Source organism: Paraburkholderia sp. UYCP14C (assembly GCF_004197395.1).
Taxonomy (GTDB): Bacteria; Pseudomonadota; Gammaproteobacteria; order Burkholderiales; family Burkholderiaceae; genus Paraburkholderia.
Genome location: NZ_SELS01000005.1, coordinates 74,851 through 98,194, shown reverse-complemented (window position 1 = coordinate 98,194; position 23,344 = coordinate 74,851). Strand labels below are relative to the sequence as shown.

The 23,344-nt window shown below is 65.3% G+C and carries 21 protein-coding genes and 2 pseudogenes; 11 read left to right on the top strand and 12 right to left on the bottom strand.

Translation table 11 applies throughout. From position 1 onward, the window contains the following. Positions 1-184 precede the first annotated feature (184 nt). Together EVC45_RS06175 and mctP are read left to right on the top strand one after the other, a co-directional pair. Positions 185-382 carry a DUF3311 domain-containing protein gene (locus tag EVC45_RS06175; protein WP_129957144.1) on the top strand — a complete coding sequence of 66 codons (198 nt, stop codon included), beginning with the start codon at positions 185-187 and terminating at the stop codon, positions 380-382. Next, positions 379-1,860, top strand: coding sequence for a monocarboxylate uptake permease MctP (gene mctP / locus EVC45_RS06170; protein WP_129957143.1), 1,482 nt, complete (start codon positions 379-381; stop codon positions 1,858-1,860). Before EVC45_RS06175 ends, mctP begins: the two co-directional genes overlap by 4 nt. A gap of 91 nt (positions 1,861-1,951) precedes the next feature. Here the strand turns inward: mctP and EVC45_RS06165 are convergent, their stop codons facing one another. The 4 genes from EVC45_RS06165 to EVC45_RS06150 all read right to left on the bottom strand — a co-directional run bounded on the left by EVC45_RS06165 (position 1,952) and on the right by EVC45_RS06150 (position 7,257). Continuing rightward, positions 1,952-2,635 carry a Fe2+-dependent dioxygenase gene (locus tag EVC45_RS06165; RefSeq protein ID WP_129957142.1) on the bottom strand — a complete coding sequence of 228 codons (684 nt, stop codon included), beginning with the start codon at positions 2,633-2,635 and terminating at the stop codon, positions 1,952-1,954. Beyond that, positions 2,632-3,438, bottom strand: coding sequence for a tetratricopeptide repeat protein (locus tag EVC45_RS06160; RefSeq protein ID WP_129957141.1), 807 nt, complete (start codon positions 3,436-3,438; stop codon positions 2,632-2,634). The genes EVC45_RS06165 and EVC45_RS06160 overlap by 4 nt, the downstream gene beginning before the upstream one ends. Before the next feature lie 11 nt (positions 3,439-3,449). Next, positions 3,450-5,699, bottom strand: coding sequence for a TonB-dependent siderophore receptor (locus EVC45_RS06155; protein WP_129957140.1), 2,250 nt, complete (start codon positions 5,697-5,699; stop codon positions 3,450-3,452). 325 nt (positions 5,700-6,024) lie between these two features. Beyond that, the gene (locus EVC45_RS06150; protein WP_129957139.1) at positions 6,025-7,257 is read right to left on the bottom strand and encodes an FAD-binding oxidoreductase; all 1,233 of its coding nucleotides are present in this window, start codon (positions 7,255-7,257) and stop codon (positions 6,025-6,027) included. A gap of 253 nt (positions 7,258-7,510) precedes the next feature. On the opposite strand from EVC45_RS06150, the gene EVC45_RS06145 reads away from it, so the two are divergent. The 4 genes from EVC45_RS06145 to EVC45_RS06130 are packed head-to-tail and all read left to right on the top strand — an operon-like array spanning position 7,511 to position 12,620. Continuing rightward, the gene (locus EVC45_RS06145) at positions 7,511-8,419 is read left to right on the top strand and encodes a DUF3348 domain-containing protein (RefSeq protein ID WP_129957138.1); all 909 of its coding nucleotides are present in this window, start codon (positions 7,511-7,513) and stop codon (positions 8,417-8,419) included. 10 nt (positions 8,420-8,429) lie between these two features. After that, positions 8,430-11,309 carry a DUF802 domain-containing protein gene (locus EVC45_RS06140; protein ID WP_129957137.1) on the top strand — a complete coding sequence of 960 codons (2,880 nt, stop codon included), beginning with the start codon at positions 8,430-8,432 and terminating at the stop codon, positions 11,307-11,309. Then, on the top strand, positions 11,306-11,959 hold the full coding sequence (locus tag EVC45_RS06135; protein ID WP_129957136.1) for an OmpA family protein: 654 nt from the start codon (positions 11,306-11,308) through the stop codon (positions 11,957-11,959). Before EVC45_RS06140 ends, EVC45_RS06135 begins: the two co-directional genes overlap by 4 nt. Before the next feature lie 22 nt (positions 11,960-11,981). Beyond that, positions 11,982-12,620: a DUF2894 domain-containing protein gene (locus EVC45_RS06130; protein WP_129957288.1), complete on the top strand. Its 639-nt coding sequence runs from the start codon at positions 11,982-11,984 to the stop codon at positions 12,618-12,620. Positions 12,621-12,667: 47 nt separating this feature from the next. Here the strand turns inward: EVC45_RS06130 and EVC45_RS06125 are convergent, their stop codons facing one another. Both EVC45_RS06125 and EVC45_RS06120 read right to left on the bottom strand, forming a co-directional pair. Then, entirely contained in the window at positions 12,668-12,928 is a 261-nt protein-coding gene (locus tag EVC45_RS06125) for a zf-TFIIB domain-containing protein (RefSeq protein ID WP_129957135.1), read from the bottom strand. Positions 12,929-12,935: 7 nt separating this feature from the next. Then, complete coding sequence (locus EVC45_RS06120; RefSeq protein WP_129957134.1) at positions 12,936-13,688, bottom strand: TerC family protein; 753 nt, start codon at positions 13,686-13,688, stop codon at positions 12,936-12,938. Between the two features lie 120 nt (positions 13,689-13,808). On the opposite strand from EVC45_RS06120, the gene EVC45_RS06110 reads away from it, so the two are divergent. Continuing rightward, positions 13,809-14,690, top strand: coding sequence for a LysR family transcriptional regulator (locus EVC45_RS06110; protein WP_129957133.1), 882 nt, complete (start codon positions 13,809-13,811; stop codon positions 14,688-14,690). A 44-nt stretch (positions 14,691-14,734) separates the two neighbouring features. Here EVC45_RS06110 and EVC45_RS06105 read toward each other — a convergent pair whose 3' ends face one another. After that, the gene (locus EVC45_RS06105; RefSeq protein ID WP_129957132.1) at positions 14,735-15,895 is read right to left on the bottom strand and encodes a porin; all 1,161 of its coding nucleotides are present in this window, start codon (positions 15,893-15,895) and stop codon (positions 14,735-14,737) included. A 510-nt stretch (positions 15,896-16,405) separates the two neighbouring features. Between EVC45_RS06105 and EVC45_RS06100 the strand changes: the two genes are divergently transcribed. Beyond that, a complete protein-coding gene (locus EVC45_RS06100; RefSeq protein ID WP_129957131.1) occupies positions 16,406-17,080 on the top strand; it encodes an HAD family hydrolase in 675 nt (224 codons plus the stop codon). A 21-nt stretch (positions 17,081-17,101) separates the two neighbouring features. On the opposite strand, the gene EVC45_RS06095 is transcribed toward EVC45_RS06100, so the two are convergent. Beyond that, positions 17,102-17,923: a hypothetical protein gene (locus EVC45_RS06095; protein ID WP_248295040.1), complete on the bottom strand. Its 822-nt coding sequence runs from the start codon at positions 17,921-17,923 to the stop codon at positions 17,102-17,104. Between the two features lie 618 nt (positions 17,924-18,541). Between EVC45_RS06095 and EVC45_RS06090 the strand changes: the two genes are divergently transcribed. Continuing rightward, entirely contained in the window at positions 18,542-19,504 is a 963-nt protein-coding gene (locus EVC45_RS06090; RefSeq protein WP_129957129.1) for a response regulator, read from the top strand. Between the two features lie 42 nt (positions 19,505-19,546). Here EVC45_RS06090 and EVC45_RS46575 read toward each other — a convergent pair. Beyond that, a pseudogene (locus EVC45_RS46575) lies at positions 19,547-19,729 on the bottom strand (alpha/beta hydrolase); the annotation flags it as partial. Positions 19,730-19,764: 35 nt separating this feature from the next. Next, positions 19,765-20,301 carry a thioesterase family protein gene (locus tag EVC45_RS06080; RefSeq protein ID WP_129957128.1) on the bottom strand — a complete coding sequence of 179 codons (537 nt, stop codon included), beginning with the start codon at positions 20,299-20,301 and terminating at the stop codon, positions 19,765-19,767. Positions 20,302-20,556: 255 nt separating this feature from the next. On the opposite strand from EVC45_RS06080, the gene EVC45_RS06075 reads away from it, so the two are divergent. Next, the gene (locus tag EVC45_RS06075) at positions 20,557-20,901 is read left to right on the top strand and encodes a DUF4148 domain-containing protein (RefSeq protein ID WP_129957127.1); all 345 of its coding nucleotides are present in this window, start codon (positions 20,557-20,559) and stop codon (positions 20,899-20,901) included. On the opposite strand, the gene EVC45_RS06070 is transcribed toward EVC45_RS06075, so the two are convergent. Next, the gene (locus tag EVC45_RS06070; protein WP_248295039.1) at positions 20,902-21,396 is read right to left on the bottom strand and encodes a hypothetical protein; all 495 of its coding nucleotides are present in this window, start codon (positions 21,394-21,396) and stop codon (positions 20,902-20,904) included. 29 nt (positions 21,397-21,425) lie between these two features. Here EVC45_RS06070 and EVC45_RS06065 point away from each other — a divergent pair. Beyond that, positions 21,426-22,280: pseudogene (locus EVC45_RS06065) on the top strand (porin); the annotation flags it as partial. 101 nt (positions 22,281-22,381) lie between these two features. On the opposite strand, the gene EVC45_RS06060 reads toward EVC45_RS06065, so the two are convergent. Then, positions 22,382-23,218, bottom strand: a complete 837-nt coding sequence (locus EVC45_RS06060; protein WP_129957124.1) for a DMT family transporter — start codon at positions 23,216-23,218, stop codon at positions 22,382-22,384. Between the last annotated feature and the right edge of the window lie 126 nt (positions 23,219-23,344).

Here is a 23,344-nt window from a genome sequence, read left to right as displayed (position 1 = left end):
TTGCGCGCTTGTAAGGAAGCGCGTGAAGGCGAATACTACATGCCCGTCGCATACCGCGCTGCGTGAGGCTTGGCGAGCGAGTTTGCGACGTTCCCGATTTCCCGCCTGACCTCAGGCAACCGGGCATCCGCGCGTCGGGCCACGAGCCATCGCGCGTGCTGTCGATAATACTCAGGAGACGTTCGTGGAGACCTCCCCCTCGGCCGGCCGTTCATGGCTCTGGCTCATTTTGCTGATCCCTTATATCGCGCTGCTGTGGCTGCCGTTCTATAACGACACGCATCCGTCGCTCGCGGGCTTTCCGTTCTTCTACTGGTATCAGTTTCTGTGGGTGCCGTTGACCTCGCTGCTGATTTACATCGTGTATCGAGGTATCAAATGAGCGATCAGATTCCTGTGAACCCGGTGGCGATGACGGTCTTCATCGCGTTCTTCGTGCTCGTCACGGTGATCGGCTTTTTTGCCGCGCGCTGGAAACGCGGCGATCTGACACAACTGCACGAGTGGGGTCTCGGCGGCCGGCAATTCGGCACGGTGATTTCGTGGTTCCTCGTCGGCGGCGATTTCTACACCGCCTATACGGTGATCGCGGTCCCGGCGCTCGTCTACTCGGTGGGTGCCTATGGCTTCTTCGCGCTGCCGTACACGATCATCGTTTATCCGTTCGTGTTCGCGGTGATGCCGAAGCTGTGGAAGGTGGCGCACGCGAAGAACCACATCACCGCGGCCGACTACGTGCACGGCGAGTTCGGCGGCAAGTGGTTCCCGGCGGCCATCGCGCTGACCGGCATCGTCGCGACGATGCCGTATATCGCGCTGCAGCTGGTCGGCATGCAGGTGGTGATCAAAGGGCTCGGCGTCAGCGGCGAATTGCCGTTGATCGTCGCGTTCGTGATCCTCGCGCTCTACACGTATGCGAGCGGCCTGCGCGCGCCGGCGATGATCGCGTTCGTCAAGGACATCATGATCTATATCGTCGTGATCGCGGCGGTATGGCTGATCCCGGTGAAGCTCGGCGGCTATGGGCACGTGTTCGAACTGGCCGACGCGCACTTCCAGGCGAAGGGCGGCGCGACCGGCATCCTGCTGAAGCCGAATCAGTACACCGCGTTCGCATCGCTCGCGCTCGGCTCGGCGCTCGCCGCGTTCATGTATCCGCATACGATGACGGCGGTGCTGTCGTCGGCGTCGGCGAAGACGGTGCGCAAGAACGCGATCTTCCTGCCCGCCTACACGGTGCTGCTCGGCCTGATCGCTCTGCTCGGCTATATGGCGATCGCCGCGGGCGTGAACGTGAAGTCGGCCAGCGACGTGGTGCCGACCCTGTTCGGCACGCTGTTCCCGTCGTGGTTCGTCGGTTTCGCGGCCGCCGCGATTGCGATCAGCGCGCTGGTGCCGGCCGCGATCATGTCGATCGGCGCGGCGAATCTGTTCACGCGTAATCTGTGGCGTCCGCTGGTGTCGCCGAACATCACGCCTCAAGCGGAAGCGGCCAATGCGAAGATCGTGTCGCTGGTCGTCAAGTTCGGCGCGCTGCTGTTCATCGTGTTCCTGCCGACGCAGTACGCGATCGATCTGCAACTGCTCGGCGGCGTGTGGATTCTGCAGATTTTCCCGGCCATCGTGTTCACGCTGTACACGCGCCGTCTGAACACGACCGGTCTGTTCCTCGGCTGGCTCGTCGGTATCGTGCTCGGCACGGGCCTCGCGATCTCGCAAGGTCTCAAGCCGGTGTACGGGCTGCATTTCGGCCACGAGAACTATCCGCTGTATATCGGCATGATCGCGCTGGTCGCGAATATCGTCGTGAGCTTCGCGGTGTCGGCAGTGTCGCCGCGACGGGCTGCGGTGACGGCCTGATCGAGGTTTGTCCGGCTGAATAAAGAACGCCGCGGGCCATTGGTCCGCGGCGTTTTTTTATTGGGCTCGCTTGCTTGTGGCTTTGCGTCAATCAGGCGTCGGCCCAGCGACGTAGCAGATTGTGATAGATGCCGGTGAGGCTCACGACGGTCGCGTCGTTCGACCCTCGTTCGGCCGCGAGCGTCTGCACGTCGTTGTCGAGCTGAAAAAGCGTCGCGCGCTGACTGTCGTCGCGCACCATGCTCTGGATCCAGAAGAACGATGCGACGCGCACGCCGCGCGTGACCGGGCTCACGTGATGCAGGCTCGAAGCGGGGTAGAGCACCATGTCGCCGGCCGGCAGTTTCGCGCGATGCACGCCGTAGGTGTCCTCGATGCAAAGCTCGCCGCCGTCGTAGGTGTCGGGCTCGGCGAGGAACAGCGTCGCCGACAGGTCGCTGCGGATGCGGAAATCAGTACCGCGCAGCTGGCGGATCGCATTGTCCACGTGCGTGCCGAAACCGTCGCCGCCTGTATAGCGATTGAAGAGCGGCGGGAAGACTTTCAGCGGCAACGCGGCCGTAAAGAAGCGCGCATTGCGGCCGAGCGCGTCCTGAATCGCATCGCCGATCGCGCGCGCTGCAGGCGAGCCTTCGGGCAGTTGCTGGTTGCGCTTGGCTTGCGCCGATTGCTGGCCGGAGGTCGCGTTGCCGTCGATCCATTGCGCCGCGTCGAGCACTTCGCGGCAATGCGCGACCTGCTGTTTGCTGAGTACGGCTGGCAGATGCAGCATCATGTGTGCGGCTCCTGCGTCAGATTTGGCGTGGCGTTGATCTGCGTGTTTGCGCTGGGGGGCGCATTCGCGCTTGCGGCAATGCTCCGTTCGAGCGCGCGGAAAGCGGCGATGGGAGAAGCCGCCAGCCATCCCTGCATCTTCACGATAAACGCGGCCGTGGCAGTGCGCGGCACCCGCTGCAACCATTGCAACGCTTCGGCGATTTCGCCACGTTCCGCTAGCAGCCGCGCATAGTTGAATTGCCCGCGAAAGTCGCCGCCTTGCGCGGCGCGTCGATAGTAGTCGAGTGCGAGATCCGCATCCGCATCGACCGTCCAGCCGTCCTCGTAAAAGCTGCCAACGAAGTTCAGCGACTTCGCGTGCCCGAGTTCGGCCGCGCGCCGGAACCACCGCAATGCCCGCCCGCGATCGCATTCGATGCCATGACCCAGCGCCAACGCCGATGCATAGTTGTACATGCCCCAGTCGAGCCCAGCCCGCGCGGCGAGCCGATACCAGTACACGGCGACCGGCGCGTACGCGGCGGTACCCCAGCCATGTTCGTAGCAGCGGCCGAGCATGTTCATTGCCATCGGATGATCGCGCCGCGCCGCGTGCCGGAACCAGACGAACGCTTCGTCGATGTCGCGCTCGAGGCCGTGACCGTCGAGCAGGTACTGACCGTACACGGCCTGCGCCTCGACGATGCCGTTGCGCGCGGCCGCCGCGACCCATGCGGCGGCACGCTCGGGCGGCCCCGCGAGGATGGCGGCGAGTTCATCGCGCGACACGCTGGCGAGCGCACGGACTGTGACCTCGTTCATCGCGCGCGGCATCAGTAGTGCGCGTTGAGCGTCAGGAACGCGGAGCGGCCCGGGGCGATCGACGCGTAGTGCGCCGCGTACGCCTGGTCGTAATACGTGCGGTTGAACATGTTCTGCACGTTCAGTTGCAGATCGACGTGCTTGTTCACGCGATACGTCGCCATGCCGTCGAAGCGCCAGTACGACGGCACCGCCCGCAGATTCGCAGTATCGCCATACACCTGCGACATATAGAACGCGCCGCCGCCGATCGTGAACTTCGGTAGCACGTCGTAGTTGGTCCACAGTGTGATGCTGTTCTTCGGCGTGTTCGGGAACTGATGGCCGTTATCGGCGGTGGTCTTGCCGTTGTTGCGCAATTCGCTCTTCAGATACGAATAGCCGCCGAACACTTGCCACTTGCTGGTCAGCTGACCGGCCACGCCGAATTCGAAGCCCTGCACGCGCTTGTTGCCGACCATCGCGTAGCTGTTGTCCGGCAGGGTCACGCGCGCATTGGTCGTGTCGATCTGGAACAGCGCGCCGGTCAGCGACAGCTTGTTGTCGAGCACGTTCCACTTGCTGCCGACTTCGATGCTGCGGTTCTTTTCCGGCGACAACTGCGCCGCGTTCAGACCGACACCGCCACGGCCCGGCATCAGCGACTGCGTTTCGCTGCCCTGGCCGAGCAGCGCGCCGGCCGGCGTCGACGACGTCGCAATCGACGCATAGACGCTGCCGTTCGGCGCCGGCTTGAATACGAGGCCTAGCTGGTAGTTGAACAGCGTGTCGTCGCGCGACACACGCGTCGCGCCGTTGGCGACGGTGTTGCGCAGATCGGTCGAGTAATCGTCGACGCGCAGGCCGACGTTGGCCTGCCAGCGTTTCGTGAATTCGATCGTATCGAACGCGTAGAGCGATTTGGTGGTGGTGCGTTGCTCGCTGGGGTCGTTGGTTTGCCTGACCGAGCCGGCCCACGGATCGTTCGGATTCGGCGTCCAGAGACTCGTGCAGTTATAGCCCGATGCCGCGCCGATGCCATTGGTCCTGCAGATCGCGCCGGTGGCGGCCGCCACCGTGTACGAATCGTTGACGCTGGTTTCGCGCGACAACTCGATGCCGGTCGTAAAGCTGTGCTTCAGGAAGCCGGTCCTGAACTCGCCGAACAGTTCGGTCTGGTTCGCGAGGCTGTACACGTCGCTCGCGCGCGTATTCGCGCGGCGCCACACCATGCCGTTGACGACGTTGCCTTGACTGTCGTCGGGCTGGGTCCAGATGTAGTCCTGACTCGACTTCGTGTAACGCGTCGTGTTGCGGATCGTCAGATCGCTGTTGATGTCGTGTTCGATGCGCACGGTGCCGATATCCGAACTCGTGTTGCGGAAGTCGCGGTCGATCAGGCCGTAGAAGTTGTGGCGATCGACCGGCGCGGGGTAGATCGTGCTGACGCTCGCCGGCTTGTTGGTCGTCGTGTAGTAGTACGGAATGCCGCTGTCGGGCAGGTCGTCGGAGCTCAGGTGGTAGTAGCTCGCGGTTACGCGGGTCGGCGTGCCGAGACCGTACGTGAACGACGGCGCGATGCCCCAGCGTTCGTTGTTGACCGCGTCGCGGCCGGCCACGTCGTTGTTGTGGCTCATCACGTTCAGGCGGAATGCCGCGTGGTCGGCCATCTGCCAGTTGCCGTCGGCGGTGAAGCGGCGATAGCGGTCGGTGCCGAGGCCGACGCTGCCGTCGGCGGTGGTGCCCAGATGCGGGGTCTTCGTGATCAGGTTGATGCTGCCGCCCGCGCCGCCGCGGCCGCCGAACGCGCCGTCCGAACCCTTCGTCACTTCGATGCTGTCGATGTTGAACACTTCGCGCGTGGTCGCGCCGACATCGCGCATGCCGTCGACGAACGTGCTGCCCTGCGCGTCGTAGCCGCGAATGAACGGCCGGTCGCCGAGCGGGTTGCCGCCTTCGCCGGCGCCGAACGTGATGCCGGGCACGGTGCGCAGCGCTTCGGTCAGCGTCGATGCACCGGTGCTGCGAATCAGCTCCTCGGGAACCACGGTGACCGACTTCGGCGTATCGACGAGCGGCGCGGTGAACTTGACCGACGCGGAGTGATCGGTCTTGAAGCCATCGTCCGACTGGCCTTGCACGGAAATCGGCGCGAGCTGGCCTTCGCGCTCGGGCGGCGCGGCGGCCGTGGTGCCCTGCGCGAGGGCGGGGCCGGCGGCCAGTACGCCGCATAGTGTCGTGCTGATTTTGCCGAGCTTCGGATCGTCGGACCGCAACTTCATGTTCATCCCCGTCGAGTTCGGGAAGCCGGGGCGGAGGTTCGTTTCCTTACCCGAGCATTCCATGTTTATTACAAAGTGTTTGCGGTCCGGATTGTATGCAAACACTCCGTAATTGAGAAGCGTTCTCAATAGGAATTTTGGCGCGAGTCGCTCTGGGAGATGGGCGAGGAGAAGGGGTTGAGTGTGCGATGCGCGATAATTGCGCGATGAAGAATGCTACTTAGGGGATAAATAACGTTTTGCCTGTAAGCGCAGAGACAGGCTGACGGGGTATCGCAGCAGGGATTTCGGCAACCGGCGATCGTGTCCGTAATGCCGAATCCGGCTAAAACCGCTCGACCCGAAACGGCCGCGGATCGACCAAGGTCTGCTCGCCGGTCAACATTTCGGCGATCAGCCGCCCGGTTACTGGTCCCAACGTCAAACCGTGATGCGCATGGCCGAACGCGAACCACAGTCCCTGATGTTTCGTCGCGGGCCCGATGATCGGCATCATGTCTGGCGTGCATGGGCGGCGTCCCATCCACGGTTCGGCGTCCAGTCGCTCGCCGAGCGGAAACAGCGTGCGTGCGATCGGCTCGACCGCGTCGAGTTGCACCGGCGTCTTGGCGGCGTCGGGCCGCGCGATCTCGGCGCCCGTCGTCAAACGGATGCCGCGCGCCATCGGCGCGAGCACATAGCCGTGTTCGACGTCGAGAATCGGATGATTGAGCCGCGCGCTTCGGCGCGGCGCGTAGTGCATGTGATAGCCGCGCTTGACCGCGAGCGGCAGCCGGTACCCGAGCCGCGTGCTCGCGCGATCCGACCAAGGTCCGAGAGCGATCACCGCCGCCGCGGCCGTGATCGCCCCGTCCTGCGTATCGACCTGCCAGCCTTCGCGCAGCGTATCGGCATCGCCGATGAAGAGCCGTCCGCCGAGCGCTTCGAAGTACCGCGCGTACGCAGTGACGAGCGCGTTCGGATCGCTGACCGAATCGGATTGCGGATAGCGCAGCCCGCCTTGCAGGCGCTTGTCGAGATCGGGTTCGAGCTGTTGCAGGCGCGGCGCATCGAGCGTTTCGAACTCGACGCCGTACTCGCGATGCCACCGTTCGGCGAGCGCGGATTCGGCGTCGCGGGCGGCGGCGTGACGAAACACCTTGATCCAGCCGATCGGCCGCAGCAGCGCGCTCGCACCGGCGTCGGCGGCAAGCGCGCGATGTTCGCTGACGCAATGCTCGATCAGCGTCGCGTACGACTTCGCGATTTCCGCATGCGTCGCCGGATGCGAGTTGCGCCAGTAGCGCCACAGAAAAGGCGCGACCTGGAGCATCGCATCGGCGTGATAGCGCACATCGGGCGACTGATTGCGCGCGTAGCGCAGCAGGGTGCCGAGCCCGCGCGGAAACGCGTACGGATAGACGCCTTCGCGCTGGATCAGCCCGGCGTTGCCGAACGACGTCTCGTTGCCCGGCTGCTTTCGGTCGATCAGCGCAACCGCGCGCCCGCGCTTCTGCAGATGCACGGCGACGCATACCCCGACGATGCCGGCGCCGAGCACCACGGTATCGAATTTCATGCTCCCTGTCCGCCTTGCGTGTGTTCTGTGTGTTGTCGACGCTGCGCCGCGTTCAAGCGCGCGGCGAGGCGCCAGCTTTCATCTTATACAGGGATAGGCCCGCTTCGCTATCGGCAAAAAACCGCGCTCGGGAAAACGCGCTAAGACCAGCTCCGATCGGGCGAAACCTTGTCTTTCGACGCACGATCGAGCGACCGACTTCGGACTCACATGCGTCAGCGTGTAAACTGCTGACTTTTTTGCGTCCGGTGGTATGTTGCAAGCCCCTCAGCGCAGCGCCCTCAGCGGGCCCGCGCTCGTTCGCTTACTGGCCCGTCTCGGCGAGGCCGACGTCGCCGAAGCGCGCCAATCGCTTGCGGATCGGCTGAGCCAGTGGCTCGGCTGGACCGACGCGATCGCGTTGTCGTCGGCGCTGGATGGCAAGCCTCCGGCCGTCGCTGGTGGCGCACGCGCGTTCGGTCGTGCGGAAGAGGAAGAGTGCATGCGCGTGCGCCGCTCGCTGGTGAGCGCAATCGCCAGCGATAGCGTGCTCGCCGGCTCGCGGCGGCGTGGCCCGTCGCCGTCGTCCGTCCGGATCGCGGCGCCGCGCGTGGCCGTCGACACGCAGGCCGACTACGCGGTGTTCCGACAGCGTTACCTCGCGCTCCAGCAGTCGATGGAAACGGCGATCGGCACGTTGCGCGGCCGACTGCGCGCGCTGCTGGCGACGCAGGCACCGGCGCTCGCGCGGCTCGCGGTTGTCGATGCGGTGATGGAGCGTGCGCTTGGCGAGCGCGAGCGGACGTTGCTCGGCGCGGTGCCGGGCTTGCTCGGCGGCCACTACGAGCGCTTGCGCGAGGGTGAGAAGCGCAGGGTGGCGGAAGCAGAGGCCGAGGCTGCCGCCGCTGCCGATACCACGCGGCAGCAGTCGGCCGCAGTCGAAGCCGAAGCCAAGGCCGGCGCTCAAGCCACGCCGCCGGCGTCACCCTTGGCTCAAGTCAACGCAAGCGCCGCAGCCACGCGACTCGCCAAGGCCATGGATGCCAACAACGCCGCCGCGCCGCTCGCGTCCGACGCGTGGCTCGACGCCTTCCGCAAGGACATGCAGAGCGTTTTGCTGGCCGAGCTGGATGTTCGTTTTCAACCGGTCGAAGGGCTGCTCGCAGCTCTTCGCGCCTGCTAACTGGGACCCCATGTCCAGATATCGTATCGATCTCGTCGTATTTCTCGCGGGGCTCGCCGCGGCGTGCTGGATCGCCATCGGCTATGCCGTCTCCAATCCGCTCGCGCTGGCCGTCACGCTGCTGATCGGCGTCTTCTATGTGCTGGGCGCGCTCGAACTTCGCCGCTACAGCCAGGCGACCGCCTCGCTGTCCGGCGCGCTCGCCGCACTGTCCGGACCACCGGCGAGCCTTGCCGCGTTTCTCGAACCCGTCCATCCGAGTCTGCGCAATAGCGTGCGGCTGCGCGTCGAAGGCGAGCGCGTCGGTTTGCCGGGACCCGCGCTGACGCCGTATCTGGTTGGTTTGCTGGTGCTGCTCGGCATGCTCGGCACGCTGCTCGGCATGGCGATGACGCTGCGCGGCACCGGCCTTGCGCTGGAGAGCGCGAGCGACCTGCAGGCGATCCGCGCGTCGCTGGCCGCGCCGGTCAAGGGGCTGGGCTTCGCGTTCGGCACGTCGATCGCGGGTGTCGCGACATCGGCGATGCTCGGGCTGCTGTCCGCGCTGTGCCGCCGCGAGCGGCTCGAAGCGGCGCAACGGCTCGACGTGAAGATCGCGACGACTTTGCGGGTCTATTCGCAGAGCCATCAGCGCGACGAGAGCTTCCGGTTGCTGCAGCGCCAGGCCGAAGCGACGCCGCTGCTGGTCGAACGTTTGCAGACGATGATGAGCGCGCTCGAACAGCAGAGCGCCGCGTCGAACGAGCGGCAGATCGCGAGCCTCGACGCGTTTTACGGCCGCACCGAAGCCGCTTATCTGCGTTTGGCCGGTGTGATCGAGCAGTCGCTGAAGGAGAGCGTGGCCGGCAGCGCGCAGGCCGCGGGCAGAGCCCTGCAGCCGGTCGTCGAAGCAACGATGGCCGGCCTGTCCCGCGAAACCGCCGCGTTGCACGAGGTGGTGACTCAAGCGGTGCAGCGTCAGCTCGACGGCATGTCGAGTGGCTTCGCGGCGACCAGCGCGAACGTCGCCGAGATTTGCAACGACGCGCTGGCCGGACATCGGCAGGCTAGCGACGAGTTGGCCGCGCAGCAGCGCGCTTCGGTCGAACGCGTCGCCGAAGCGTTCGAACAGCGCTCGGCCGCGTTGCTGGACGGCGTGTCCGCGCGGCTCGAAGCGACGGCGAGCGGCATGTCGCAGGCCTGGGGCGACGCGTTGGCGCAGCAGCAGAGCACGGGCGACAAACTCGCCGCCAACAACGAGCAGGCGTTGGCGCGCGCCGCCGCGACCTTCGAACAGCATGCCGCGGCGTTGCTGGGCGCGGTCGGCAGCTCGCATACGAACTTGCAGACGGAACTGAGCGCGCGCGACGAGCAGCGTTTGGGCGCATGGGCCGACGCGCTCGATGCGATGGGGGCGAAGCTCAGCGAACAGTGGCGGCAAACGGGTTCGCAGGCCGCCAGCCATCAGCAGCAAATCTGCGATGCGCTCGCGCAAACAGCCCGCGATATCTCCGCGCAGACGCAAGCGCATGCCAGCGCGACGCTCGCCGAAATCGATCGACTGGTGCAAGCGGCGGCTGAAGCGCCGAAGGCGGCAGCAAACCTGCAAGCCGGACTCGCCGCGCGTGACGAACAGCGCTTTGCCGCATGGACCGAAGCGCTCGGTGCGATGACTGCAAAGCTCAACGAACAATGGCAGCAAACGGGTTCGCAAGCTGTAAGCCATCAGCAGCAAATCTGCGACGCGCTTGCGCAAACCGCACGCGATATCTCCGCGCAGACGCAAACGCATGCCAGCGCGACGATCGCCGAGATCGATCGACTGGTGCAGGCAGCGGCTGAAGCACCGAAGGCGGCGGCAAACCTGCAAGCCGAACTCGCCGCACGAGATGAACAGCGCTTCGCCGCATGGACCGAAACGCTCGGTTCGATGACAGCGAAGCTCAGCGAACAATGGCAGCAAACGGGTTCGCAGGCCGCAAGTCATCAGCAGCAAATCTGCGACGCACTCGCGCAAACCGCACGCGATATCTCCGCGCAAACGCAAACGCATGCCAGCGCGACGATCACCGAGATCGATCGACTGGTGCAGGCCGCGGCCGAAGCACCGAAGGCGGCGGCGAACCTGCAAGCCGACCTCGCCGCGCGCGACGAACAGCGCTTCGCCGCATGGACCGAAGCGCTCGGTTCGATGACAGCGAAGCTCAACGAACAATGGCAGCAAACGGGTTCGCAAACGGCGACCCGTCAGCAGCAAATCTGCGACGCACTCGCGCAAACCGCACGCGATATCTCCGCGCAGACGCAAACGCATGCCAACGCGACGATCGCCGAAATCGAGCGCCTCGTGCAGGCGGCCTCGGAAGCGCCGAAGGTTGCTGCCGAAGTCGTCGCGGAACTGCGCCAGAGGCTCTCCGACAGCATGGTCCGCGACACCGCGATGCTGGACGAGCGCAGTCGTCTGCTCGCCACGCTGGAAACGCTGCTCGACGCGGTCAATCACGCGTCGACCGAACAGCGCACGGCCGTCGATGGCTTGGTTTCGACGTCGGCGGATCTGCTCGAACGGGTCGGCAATCGCTTCACCGAGCACCTCGAGCACGAGACCGGCAAGCTCGGCACGGTCGCCGCGCAGGTCACCGGCAGCGCGGTCGAAGTCGCGAGCCTCGGCGAAGCATTCGGTGCGGCCGTACGCATGTTCGGCGAAGCGAACGACAAGCTCGTCGCGCATCTCGAACGGATCGAAGCGGCGCTCGATAAATCGCTTGCGCGCAGCGACGAACAGCTCGCGTACTACGTCGCGCAGGCGCGCGACGTGGTCGACCTCAGCGTGATGTCGCAGAAGCAGATCGTCGAAGACCTGCAGTTGCTGGCCGCGCAGCGCGCGACCGCCGGAGCCGACGCGGTATGAGCGAGGACATCGACGGCGGCGTGGAAACATCCGCGCCGATCTGGGCCGCGTTCGGCGATCTGATGTCGGTGCTGGTCGGCGCGTTCGTGCTGATTCTGGTCAGCGTGATCGGCGTGCAGCTCGAACTGTCGAGCAAGCTCGAGCAGGAGGTCAAGCAGCGCCAGGCCGAAACGCAGCGCCGCAAGACGCTCGAGCAGGCGCTCGCGGGACCGCTCGCGGCGGGCCGCGTGACGCTCGTCAATGGCCGCATCGGCATTAGCGGCAACGTGCTGTTCGCGCTGAATTCCGCCCAATTGCAGCCCGAGGGCCGCGCGCTGCTGAAGAGTCTCGCCGGGCCGCTGTCCGCGTATCTGCGCGCGAGCGACCAGATCCTGATGGTCAGCGGCTTCACCGACGATCAACGCCTGCGCGAAGGCAACCGACGCTTCGCCGATAACTGGGAGCTGTCGGCGCAGCGCGCGTTGACGGTCACGCGCACGCTGATCGACGAGGGCGTGCCGGCGTCGTCGGTGTTTGCGGCGGCGTTCGGCTCCGAGCAGCCGGTCAGTCCGAATTCCGACGAACCCGGCCGCGCGAAAAACCGCCGCGTCGAAATCGCGCCGGTGCCGCGTCCGTCGGGTGCGGCGGCAGCGGAGAAGTCCGGTGCTTGAGAACGGGCGTGACGCCGACGCCATGACCGACGACGACGCGATCCAGGCGGCTCGCGCGACGCTCGATGCATGGCGCGCGAGTGGGGCGGATCGGTTCGATCCGATGCGCTTTCATCTGCTCGACGCGCTTGCGCGGCGCGCCGCGCAGCACAGCGGCGAGACGCGTCGAGTGCTCGGGCAACGATTGTCGGGACTACTGGCCGAATATGCGGACGTGGTCGAGCGTGCCGCTGCGGCCGGGAGTGCGTCGCAAGCCGCCTCCGGCCAAACCGATGAAGCCGGCGACGCCACGCTCGCGGCGCTGATCGAACATCTCGGCCGCCACCACGCGCGCGCCGATGCTCCGCACGCCGCCGCCTATCCCGAACTGCCGGCGGTCGACTACTTCCGCGAAGTCTGGTCGAAAGTCCGCACCGAAAAGCAGCTGCGCCAGTCGCTCGCACAGGTGCCCGGCAGCAACGCGGGGCCGCTGAATTCGAGCAGCCTCGTGCATCGCGCGCTGTCGCTGATGCGCGAGCTGTCGCCGGGGTATCTGAAGCAGTTTCTGTCCTATGTCGATACGCTGTCGTGGCTCGAGCAGATGAACGGCGGCGCGCCGGTCGAGAAGGAAGCGCCGCGCGCCGCGACGACCGGCAAAGGCGCTCGCAAGAAGGCGCGCTAACGCGCTAGCGGCGGCTGGCAGTTGCTTGCACCCAGGCGCCGAAGCGTTCAGTCGAAATCGAACACATCGAAAATCGAGCGCTTCTTTCTGTACCCGCGATGCTCATCGCGACCCTCCTCGTAACGTTGCCGCTCGCTCACAACGGCACGCTCGCCGCGCCGCGAGCCGTCGACGTCATCCTGCGCAATCAGCTTGTCCAGCTCGCCGCGATCGAGCCAGACGCCCCGGCAGTCCGGGCAGTAGTCGATTTCGATCGAGCGGCGCTCGGTCATCAGCAGATCGGTCGTTTTGCAGACTGGGCATTTCATAACGGCATCACTCCTCGTTGCTGGCCAGACGTTTGGTTTTCGCGCGCCGCGCGAGCATGTTCATCGACTCGACGAACGCGGAGAACGCCATCGCCGCATAGATATAGGCCTTCGGCACGTGCGAGCCGAAACCATCGGCGATCAGCGTCATGCCGATCACGAGCAGGAAGCTCAGCGCCAGCATCACGATGGTCGGATTGCGATCGATGAAGCGCGCGAGCGGCTGCGCCGCGAACAGCATCACCATGATCGACACGATCACCGCGGCGAACATGATCGGCAGGTGCTCGGTCATGCCGACCGCGGTGATGATGCTGTCGACCGAAAACACGATGTCGAGCACGATGATCTGGCCGATCGCGGCCGCCACGGTCAGCTGCGCGGTCGAGCTGGTTTTCGCGGCGGCTTCGTCATCGGGGATCAGATGCTGGCGGATTTCGGTGGTCGCCTTCCACACGAGGAACAGGCCGCCGGCGACGAGGATCAGATCGCGCCACGAAAAGCCATGATCGAACAGCGTGAACGCGACCGCGGTCAGCTTCGCGATCCACGCGACGGTGCTGAGCAGAAGCAGCCGCATCACCAGCGCGAGCAGCAGCCCGATGCGCTGCGTGCGCGCGCGTTGTGCTTCCGGCAAGCGGTTGCTGAGGATCGAAATGAAGATCAGGTTATCGATGCCGAGCACGATCTCCATCACGATCAGCGTGACGAGCGCGGCCCAGGCGGCGGGATCGGCAACGAGTGCGAACAGGGAGTCCATGAGGTGGGGCAACCGGGTGCGCCGCGAGCGGCGGAACAGCCATGATGGGCCTGTTCGCGGTTCGAATGAACCAGTGATAACCTGAACGACGTTTCGGTTTTTTCGAAGTATCGGATCCGTATGCTCAACTATCGTCACCTATACTACTTCTGGATCGTCGTGAAGGAGGGCGGCTTCGCGCGCGCGGCCGGCCGGCTCGACATGGCCGTGCAGACGATCAGCGCGCAGGTGCGCGAACTCGAGAAAGCGCTCGGGCGCCAGCTATTGAAGCCGGCCGGGCGCGGCGTCACGATGACCGAGGCCGGCGAGCAGGCGTTCGATCGCGCGGAGCAGATCTTCCAGCTGGGCGAGGCGTTGCTCGACGAGATGCGCGAAGCGAGCGGCACGGAATCGGTGCGGCTCGCGGTCGGTCTGTCGGATGGGATTTCGAAACTCGCCGCCCATGCGTTGCTCGCGCCGGTGCTGGCCACGCCGTCGCTCAGGCTGCTGTGTCACGAGGGCGAGCCCGCGCAGCTGTTGTCGGAGCTCGCGCTGCATCGGCTCGATCTGGTGCTCGCCTGTCAGCCGGCACCGCACGGGGCGGACCTGCGCGTGCTGAGCCAGCGCGTCGCGGGCTCGCCGGTCGACTGGTACGGGCCCGCGCAGATCGTCCGCAAAGCGGCGCGCGACGGCTTCCCGCACTGTCTCGCGGAGCTGCCCGTGCTGCTGCCGACCCGCCACGGCGCACTGCGCGCGCGGCTCGACCGATGGTTCGAGGCTCAGGGAATCAGGCCGCGCGTCGTCGGCGAATTCGAGGACAGCGCGTTGATGGCGGTGTTCGCGGCGCGCGGGCTCGGCGTGTTTCCGCTCGCGGAGCTCGGCGCCGAAGATCTCACGCTATTGAGGGGCTTGCGCTGGCTCGGCCGCGCGGACGGCGTGATCGAGGAGATTCACGCGATCCGCTCGCGACGCGGCCAGCATCATGCGCTCGCGTCGCGGGTGATCGCGGCGGCGCCGTCGTGAGGGCATCGCACCCACGCGGCCACCCACGCCCGCGCCGCGCAGCATCAGAACGCGTGACGCATGCCCACCGTCACCGCGACCTGCGTATTCGTCGACGACGGCGACAGCGTGTTGATCATCGCGTGCGACAACACCGAATCGGCCGGCGCGCCGTGCGCGTTCTGGTACACGCCTTCGAGGTAAAAGTCGGTGCGCTTGCTGAGCGCGTAGTCGGTCTGCAGCATCGCGCTGTTCCATGCCGGCGACGAGCCGTTATACGCGCCATGCGTGAAGGTGTACGCACCCGACACGCTCCAGGCCGGGCTCAGCGCGTACTTCGCGTTGACCTCGTAGTTGTCGAGGCGCAGCGAGCCGCCGAGCGTGCCGGTGGCGTCGCCGGCCGCGCCGAGATAGCTGCCGGTGCCGAACGAGAACACGCCCGCGACGTTGTCAATCTGCGTGTGGCTCCAGACGAGGCCGACGGTTGCCGGTCCGAACGTGTAGTTGCCGCCGAGCGACCACACGCGCTGGCGTTCGGCGATGAAGTTCGCGCTGGTGTCGCCGGCGGTCACGGCGCCGGTGCCGTTGCCCGCGTTGTTGAACTGCAGGTAGCCGGCCGCCAGATTCAGCGGGCCCTGCGCGTACGAAAGGCCGAAGCCGTACGTGCGGTTGTTCGCGAAGTCGCCCGCCTTGTTGCTGAACGAGTACATCGTCTCGAACGTCAGGCCGCGGTACAGCGGGCTCGCGTACTTGACCGAGTTGTTGATCACGACCGAGTTCGCAGCGAGATTGTCGTTCTCGAACGGATGCGCGGCGAGGCTGCCGCCCCACGTGTTGTAGGCCGCTGTCAGCGGACCGACGGCATCGTTCATCACGTCGAACTGGCGGCCGAACGTGAGCGTGCCGTAGGTATCGCTTTGCAGGCCGACCCACGCCTGCGAGCCGAACGCGCTGCCGGCGAAGGCCTGCGCACCGTTGTTCATCATGAAGCCCTGTTCGAGCTTGAAGACCGCGTGCAGGCCCGCGCCGAGGTCTTCCGAACCCTTCAGGCCGAACACCGTGTTCTGCGTGGTGCCGCTCGCGAGCTGCCAGTTGCTGTGGCCAAGCTGGCTATTCGTGTAGACGATGCCGGCGTCCATCAGGCCGTACAGCGTCACGCTGCTTTGAGCGTGCGCCGGGATCGTGAAGGCGCCACACAGCGCCGCGGCGAACAGGGTCTTTTTCATCGCGAATTCCTTGATTAACAAACGTGTTTTTGGACTGAATTGGGCTCGTTGCGCGCTTCGCCGGATGGCGGCGCGCGCGTATTACGCTTGCGATATCGCGTTATTGCGAAAATAGAAAAATGCCGGTTATTTCCCCGCTGTTTATTGCGAATGACTGCGAGCCGACAATTCGGCGCGGGCTACCGGATGATTTGGAGAATCAGCCGCGAGCACGCAGCGTGCTCGGGCCAGATGCGGGGCGCGGAAAACGCGCTCCATTCGTCCAGCGGGGAAATCAGGCGGGGATTTTTCAAAAAACGGTTGACGACGCAAACAACGAGGGGCCGAAGCTTACCGTGTTCCGGCTGGCGTCGGGAGGGGGCGGGGCGAAATAGCCGCAAGAACGCGCGAAACTGTGGTGATTCGCGCAAATCGTACAGATGCCGGAGCGCCCTGAAACGAGTCCAGCCGTCCTGGCCGCTTCATCGACACATGGCATAGTGACCGAACCCATCATCACCGGAGGCCGGCATGCGTATCCAGACATCCTTTCTTTTCGACCTCGACGGCACGCTCGTCGACAGCGTCTATCAGCACGTGCTGGCATGGAAAGAGGCGCTCGACAGCGAGGGGATCCCGCTATCGGTCTGGCGCATCCATCGCAAGATCGGCATGAGCGGCGGCCTGTTCACGGACCAGTTGCTGCGGGAGACCCACGGCGAGATCAGCGTCGAACGCGCCGAACGGCTGCGGCACGCGCATGCGGCCGCCTATCAGCGCATGCGCGCCCAGGTTTGCCCGCTGCCGGGCGCGCGCCAACTGCTCGATGCGCTGACGCAGGCCGGCACGCCATGGGCCGTCGCGACGAGCGGGCGGATGGAAACCGCCGCGCTGAATCTGGCGGCGCTCGGCGTCGATCCGGCGAAGGCGGTCGTCGTCACGCGCGACGACGTCAAATACGCGAAGCCCGATCCTGACCTGTTCCTCGCCGCGGCCGAGCGGCTCGGCGTGCCGATCGAGCACACGGTCGTGGTCGGCGACAGCATCTGGGACATGCTTGCCGCGCGCCGCTGCCGTTCGCTCGGCGTTGGCCTGCTGTCGGGTGGCTACGGCACCGAGGAACTGGAGCGCGCGGGGGCGTTGCGCGTCTATGACGATCCGGCCGATCTGCTTGCGCACCTCGACGAGGTGGCGTCACGGCCGTAGGCGCGGAGTGGCCGGCGCGGCTCAGGGCTTGAGGATCGGCGGCTGCGCCGCTGGCGGCGTCGGTGTCACTTTCGACGATTCGCGCACGAGCTGATCGGTCATCGCCGAGCCGACCGGGTTCGTGCCGCGGCCGCTACCCGCGCCAGCCGCGGGGGCATTGGCAGACGGCGTCGGCACGGTGACGCCGGGCGGCATCGGCAGCGACGGATCGGGTTTCGCCGATTCCTTGACCAGTTGGTCGGTCAGCATCGCGGCGACGGGATTGGAGCCATTCGGATGCGTTTCGTCGCGCCGGCGCGCCTGGGTCTGGTCGACGCGCGGCCCGTATTGCGGCCTCGGTTGGGCTTTTTGCTGGGCGTACGGCTGCGGTTTCGAGGGTGCGCGCGCGACTGCGGCCGGATTGGCCGCGGCCGGCGTCGTGTTATCGATGCGGCCGCTCGCGGACTGGCCCGAATCGGGCGTGACGCCCGGCGCGGGCGCGGCCGCTGTTGCGGGCAGCGATGGGGCGGGAGCAGGGGCCGGGGTGATCGCCTGGGCCGGTGCGGGCGCGATTGCCTGGGCCGGTGCCGGCGCCGGAGCAGCCGACTCCGTCTGCGGAAGCGCCGATTGCGGCGCGATCGCGGCGTTGTTCGCGATGTCCGCGCGCGGTGCGGGCGGGCTCACCGGTTGCGCCGGCATCAAGCTGGCGCCGGCGGCGCGCGTCGTGTCGGTCTGCGGTTCCGATTCCACCTCGCCGGTGACGCTGCGGGTCACCGCGCCGGTCACGGCCGGCGCCTGATCGTCCCTGGGGTAAAGGAGGTAGCCCGCGACGCCCGCATCGACCACGAGCAGCCCGACTATCATCAACTTGCCGGTATTCGTCATATCTAAGCAACAACCACTAAGCAACTACGATGGCTTGATGATAAACGACCATATCTCCAGCGACGCTTTTCGCCCGCATATTGCGGCGCAACACGATGGTTGATGTCCGAATGGAGCTGGCACCAAAACGGCGCACGGTTGCCGTTATCGCCATTCGTCGCCACGCCGGAAACGGACATTTTTTCCGGTTATTGCGCCTTTCTTTTTCGACCAATTATGTGCGCCGCATTTGCGCGACAGGCGTCTGCAGGAAAGCGATTTAAGTTGTGCCGCCGATGCGTGGAGCCTGTACTATACGAACCGTTGCAGACGACCGGCAGCCCCGGTTCGATGATCCGGCGTGTAAAAGTGACTTGCAGCGACTGGCTCACGATCCACACGCCGGCGGGCCCGCCAAACTGCGCCACCGGGACGCGTGAAAACGCGTCGACCGCGGCGACGGCAGGCGGTGACCGGAAGTAGCGACAAGAACCCATTGATCATGCGGACCCGCGGGCGAGACATCGCCCGGCATTCCTTGGGCAGTCGCTTTGCGAGACGCCAGAACGACCGGTCGGTCCGTGGCGTTCGCGGCGGCGTGGGAAACACGTGAAGATAATGAACAACTTTATTCGACCTCCCGTTTTTTATCCGTCCACGGTGGTTTTCGTCGACGACAACGACAGCTACCTCGATGCGCTCCGCCGGTTTTTCCCGGGCACGTACACGAACCTGTTTTTCACGCGCCCGCAAGCGGCGCTCAACTATATCCGCCAGCACGCGCGCGAGAATTCGCTCGAATTCGCGGCGGCATCGGCGTGTCTGAGCGAGCCGGGCGTCGAGCGCTTCGTCGAGACCTCGGCGGAGCGCGACATCGTCGCGCGGCCGTCGCGCTTCGAGGAAGTGGCGGCGGTCGTCGTCGACTACGACATGCCGGGCATCGGCGGCGTCGAGTTTCTGTCGTCGATCTCGCATCTGCGTTGCGCGAAGGTGCTGCTCACCGGTGTCGCCGATGAAACCGTCGCGGTGAAGGCGTTCAACGCCGGCATCGTCGACCTGTACCTGCGCAAGACCGACGCGGATTCGGCCAATCGCCTCACGCATTTCCTGAAGGACGCGAAGAGCCGCCATTGCGGGGAGTCGGGCTGGCTCGCCCTCGGCGAAAACGGCATGACCTACTGCGATCCGCGCACGCGCAAGGTGATCGATGAAGTGGTGGCCGCTCAGGGCATCGTCGAGTATTACTGGCGGCCTGACCAGAACGTGATCCTGATGTTCGACGCCGCGGGCAACCCGAGCGTGTTTGTCGCGTGGGCCGAGAACGACTGGATCTCGCAGGGCGAGATCGTCGCCGACGAGGGTGGTCCGTCCGATCTGCTGCGCCAGCTCGCCACGCGCGAGGTGATGCCGCTGTTCTGGCCGGACCTCGCGTATCGTTCCGGCATGAAGTTCCGGTCGCTGAAGCCCCAAAGCATTCCCGGCTGGGACGACGCGTTCTTCGGCTGGACCCGCATCGAGCCGGCGGAGGTCGGCGTCGATCTCGTCACGTTTGCGCAGTGGCGCAGCGACCGCAATCGTTGAGCCGCGATAACGCGGCGGGGCGCGGCGGTTCGTATCGCCGCGCTAACGGTGAGTCTGTTCGCGAAGAAAATCGCATACAGCCCTGTGCATCGCCCGCACGCCGGGGCTAGTTTCAAGCGCACCCCAGCTTCCATATACGAGCCCCGTGCCGATCAGCAGCCGGGTATCTCCGTCAGCCTCGCAAATCCGTTCGACGAACACGCGCGCGTCGTCGCGTAGCGGGTCGTCCCGCCTGTTTCCCAGTAGCGGCGATTTCCGGCTCAAGCACGGTCACTCCGTTCGGGTGGCGTTTGCGGTTGCGCTGCGCACGGCAAAGCGATCACACGCCCCGCGAAACGCGCCGGCGGCAATGCCGCATGAGCTTGCGCAAGTTCTTGCACGCGCGCTTTGACGTCGGGATCGAAAGCGACGCCGCGCGGTCCGCTGGTATCGACGTGCAGCAGCATCTGCTCGCCCGCGGCCACGGGGCCGATACGTTCGCTTTGCGTCGGGGCCAGCGCGAACATTTCGAAGTAGACATGCATACGTTTCGCGTCGTAGCCGAGCATGCGCATGTCGACGCGAACCTGCGTGCCTAGTTTGATTTCATGCAGATAGTTGAGATGCGCTTCGAGCGTGTAGATCGATCGATGCCGCTGTTTGCGCACCGCCTCGGTCAGGCCGATCAGATCGATCAGCCCGTCGACGGCGAGACTGAAGATCAGCAGGTAGAACGCGTCGCGCATGTGGCCGTTGTAATCGACCCATTCGGCGCGCACGCTGTCGCGGTAACACGGCAGGGCAACGGGATGCGACATGAGCGTCTATCTCCTCGATCGAATGCGATGGCTGCGGCGCTTCGTTTGGCGTCATCAGTGTAGTTCATCGCGACGAGGCTGCGCCGGAACGTGGCGGCCGAGAATTGTGGTCGTTACAGCAATAGTGAATTCATGGTTCAGGGCTTACTGCGCGGCCTGACCCGCTCCTAAACTGGCCTCACCGCTGCGGATGGCTCATCGGTCGCACGAGTCTCCGCGGCAATCGCACGAAGCCATGTCTGGAGGTTGGAAATCATGAAGTCCATCAGGTCGCTGATCGAAGCAGGGGTTATCGCCGCTCTCATTGCCACGCCGCTCGCGGTGTTTGCGCAGTCGAATCAGACCAGTCAGCCGATCTCGCGCGCGCAGGTGCGCGCCGAACTGATTCAGCTCGAACAGGCCGGTTACGATCCGTCCACCGCGAATCCGCTGGACTATCCGGCCAATATCCAGGCGGCCGAAGCAAAGGTCGCGGCGCAAAACCAGGCTGCGCAGAATAGCGGCTACGGTGCGCCGGCGAATGGTTCGTCGCAGCGCAGTGGCCGTACTAATTTCGCGCCGACTTCGTATTCCGTGCCGGTGGTGAATTACTCGCGTTGATTACAGCGTATACAACACACGTAACTCCCGGACATCGTCCAGCGCCTCGAGCCCGTTGATCCGCGCAATCAATTGCTCGGTTTTGCCCGTACCGAGGACCGGCGCCATCAGGTCGCGCGCCTTGGCGCTGACGGCCTCGGTATTCAGCGGGTTTTCTTTGGTGCCAGGCGGATACTTCGTGAAATGTTCGAGCTTGCGTCCGTCGTTGAGCGTGACTTCGACGATCGCGCCGCGCGGCGCGGCCGGGTCCATCAGCGCGGCGTCGGGCGTCACCGTGATCTTCGCGCGTTGCGCGACGATGCGCGGATCGTGCAGCAACGCGAGGTCATGACTGTCGGCGAACGACACCGCACCCTTCACGGGCGCCAGCGCCACCAGGCGCTGGCAATTGACATTGGGCATCGCACTGTCGCCGACGATCCCCTCCGCATCGGTCGGAATCCTTACGACGATGCTGCGCACGTTGTCCGGTGTCAGGTCGTACTGCTTGCGCAACGTGAGCAGCGCATCGAGCGGCGACTGGATCGGTCGGCGGCATGTTCGGACGGCAGGCGTTCGTCGGCCTGAGCAATCAACGCTACGATACGGTGACCATGGGCCATCAATACGAGGAAATGACCAACAGCCTGTGGTGGGCCGAGTCCGCCAATCTCTTCGCGGGTTTCGGCGCGCATATCGGCGACAACGACAACATGTTCTTCACGAACCGCTTCAACAACTCGGTGCGCTACGTGTCGCCGACGTTCTCGGGGCTCACGTTCGCAGGCAGCTACGCGTTCTCGAACTCGACGCAGTTCTCCAACAACAACGGCTTCACCGGCAGCGCTGTGTATGCGAAGGGCGCGTTGAAGGCCGGTGTGGCGTTCACGCAGTTCAACCGGTGCAGCAACGCGACGCCGTCGAACCTGACGAACGGCGCAGTGGATAGCGCCGGCTGGGGTTTCGGCTCACCGTTCGTCGTGAGCCCGACTGGCGCGGATACCGACCAGCAGCGCATCATCGGTACCGGAGAGACCTACGATTTCGGCTTCGTCAACGTGCTGGTCAGCTATTCGAACGTGCTGTTCAACTACTCGGATTCGACGGGATTGCGCTTGCAGAACGGCGAAATCGGTGTGTGGAAGCGCTTTACGCCGACGCTCCAGATCGGCGTGTCGTACGTGTATACGGCCGGCGATTATTCGGGTGGCCGCTCGCCGCACTACAACCGGGTGACGCTCGCGACCGACTACCTGCTGTCGAAGCGCACCGATCTGTTCCTCACCGGCATCTGTCAGCGCGCGAGCGGGCCGGGTGCGTTTGCGCAGATCTATACGACGAACGCTTCGAGTGGTCAGTCGCAAGCGCTGGTGCAAGCGGGGATTCGGCATCGGTTCTGATGCCGCGCGCGACGGCTTGATCGCGTCGCGCTCTGTTTGACGCATGAAGCATGCGGCGCGTTGTTGCTGCCGCATGCTTCAGCGCTCGTCGCCGCAAGCCATCAAATCCGTATCAACACCGCCCCGAGCGTCACGAGCAAACACGCCACGATGCGTCGCGCGGTGAGCTTCTCGCGCAGGAAGATGCAGCCGATCAGCACCGCGAAGATCGAGCTCAGCTCGCGCAACGCGGACACCATCGCGATCGGCAGATAGCGGTACGCCTCGATGATCAGGCAATACGCGCCGAGCGCGAGCACACCCGACGCGATGCCCTTTACCACCAGCGCGCGGCCGATGAACAGCCCCTTCGCGCCGCCGCGCCAATGCCATGCAAGCATGAACTGCGGGATGTTCCAGATCAGATACACCCACATGATGTAGCTCAGGCCATTGCCCGCGACGCGCGCGCCGACGCCGTCGACGACCGAGTACGTCGCGATGAACAGACCCGTCAGCAGCGCGAACGGCACGCTCTCGCCGGAAAAGCGCATGCCGCGCCGGAACGCGAGCGAGACGATGCCGCACGACACCAGCGCGACGCCGAGCGCGGCGAGCGGCTTCAGCACTTCGTCCGCGAACACGAGCGCGCCGACGAACACGAGCATCGGCGAAAGACCGCGCGCGATCGGATAGATCTGGCCGAAATCGCCGCTCTTGTACGCGCGAATCAGCGCGAGCAGATAGCCCCATTCGAGCACCGCCGACGCAACGATATACGGCCACGCCGCCGGCGCCGGCAGCGGCAGCGCCAGCACACCGATCGCGCTGACCGTGATATACGGCATCGCCATCATGCCGAGCAGCCAGACGCGGTCTTCGGACAGATGCAGAAACGCGTTCCAGGTCGCGTGAAGCAGCGCGGAGAACAACACCAGCAGGACGACAAAGGGTTCCATCGACAACGGGATTGGACCAAGGGGGCAAGGGGAGACCGTAAGGCGGTCGCAAGCCGGTGATTATTCCAGCAGAACGCCGGAATGGGGAGTGGATGACTAAAGCGAAGGGCTTTTGCGTGAAAGAAC

Coding starts and splice junctions, on each gene's coding strand:
- mctP (WP_129957143.1), top strand. CDS start 379: ATGAGCGATCAGATTCCTGTGAACCCGGTGGCGATGACGGTCTTCATC.
- EVC45_RS06165 (WP_129957142.1), bottom strand. CDS start 2,635: ATGATGCTGCATCTGCCAGCCGTACTCAGCAAACAGCAGGTCGCGCAT.
- EVC45_RS06160 (WP_129957141.1), bottom strand. CDS start 3,438: ATGAACGAGGTCACAGTCCGTGCGCTCGCCAGCGTGTCGCGCGATGAA.
- EVC45_RS06155 (WP_129957140.1), bottom strand. CDS start 5,699: ATGAAGTTGCGGTCCGACGATCCGAAGCTCGGCAAAATCAGCACGACA.
- EVC45_RS06150 (WP_129957139.1), bottom strand. CDS start 7,257: ATGAAATTCGATACCGTGGTGCTCGGCGCCGGCATCGTCGGGGTATGC.
- EVC45_RS06145 (WP_129957138.1), top strand. CDS start 7,511: ATGTTGCAAGCCCCTCAGCGCAGCGCCCTCAGCGGGCCCGCGCTCGTT.
- EVC45_RS06140 (WP_129957137.1), top strand. CDS start 8,430: ATGTCCAGATATCGTATCGATCTCGTCGTATTTCTCGCGGGGCTCGCC.
- EVC45_RS06135 (WP_129957136.1), top strand. CDS start 11,306: ATGAGCGAGGACATCGACGGCGGCGTGGAAACATCCGCGCCGATCTGG.
- EVC45_RS06130 (WP_129957288.1), top strand. CDS start 11,982: ATGACCGACGACGACGCGATCCAGGCGGCTCGCGCGACGCTCGATGCA.
- EVC45_RS06125 (WP_129957135.1), bottom strand. CDS start 12,928: ATGAAATGCCCAGTCTGCAAAACGACCGATCTGCTGATGACCGAGCGC.
- EVC45_RS06120 (WP_129957134.1), bottom strand. CDS start 13,688: ATGGACTCCCTGTTCGCACTCGTTGCCGATCCCGCCGCCTGGGCCGCG.
- EVC45_RS06110 (WP_129957133.1), top strand. CDS start 13,809: ATGCTCAACTATCGTCACCTATACTACTTCTGGATCGTCGTGAAGGAG.
- EVC45_RS06105 (WP_129957132.1), bottom strand. CDS start 15,895: ATGAAAAAGACCCTGTTCGCCGCGGCGCTGTGTGGCGCCTTCACGATC.
- EVC45_RS06100 (WP_129957131.1), top strand. CDS start 16,406: ATGCGTATCCAGACATCCTTTCTTTTCGACCTCGACGGCACGCTCGTC.
- EVC45_RS06095 (WP_248295040.1), bottom strand. CDS start 17,923: ATGATAGTCGGGCTGCTCGTGGTCGATGCGGGCGTCGCGGGCTACCTC.
- EVC45_RS06090 (WP_129957129.1), top strand. CDS start 18,542: ATGAACAACTTTATTCGACCTCCCGTTTTTTATCCGTCCACGGTGGTT.
- EVC45_RS06080 (WP_129957128.1), bottom strand. CDS start 20,301: ATGTCGCATCCCGTTGCCCTGCCGTGTTACCGCGACAGCGTGCGCGCC.
- EVC45_RS06075 (WP_129957127.1), top strand. CDS start 20,557: ATGAAGTCCATCAGGTCGCTGATCGAAGCAGGGGTTATCGCCGCTCTC.
- EVC45_RS06060 (WP_129957124.1), bottom strand. CDS start 23,218: ATGGAACCCTTTGTCGTCCTGCTGGTGTTGTTCTCCGCGCTGCTTCAC.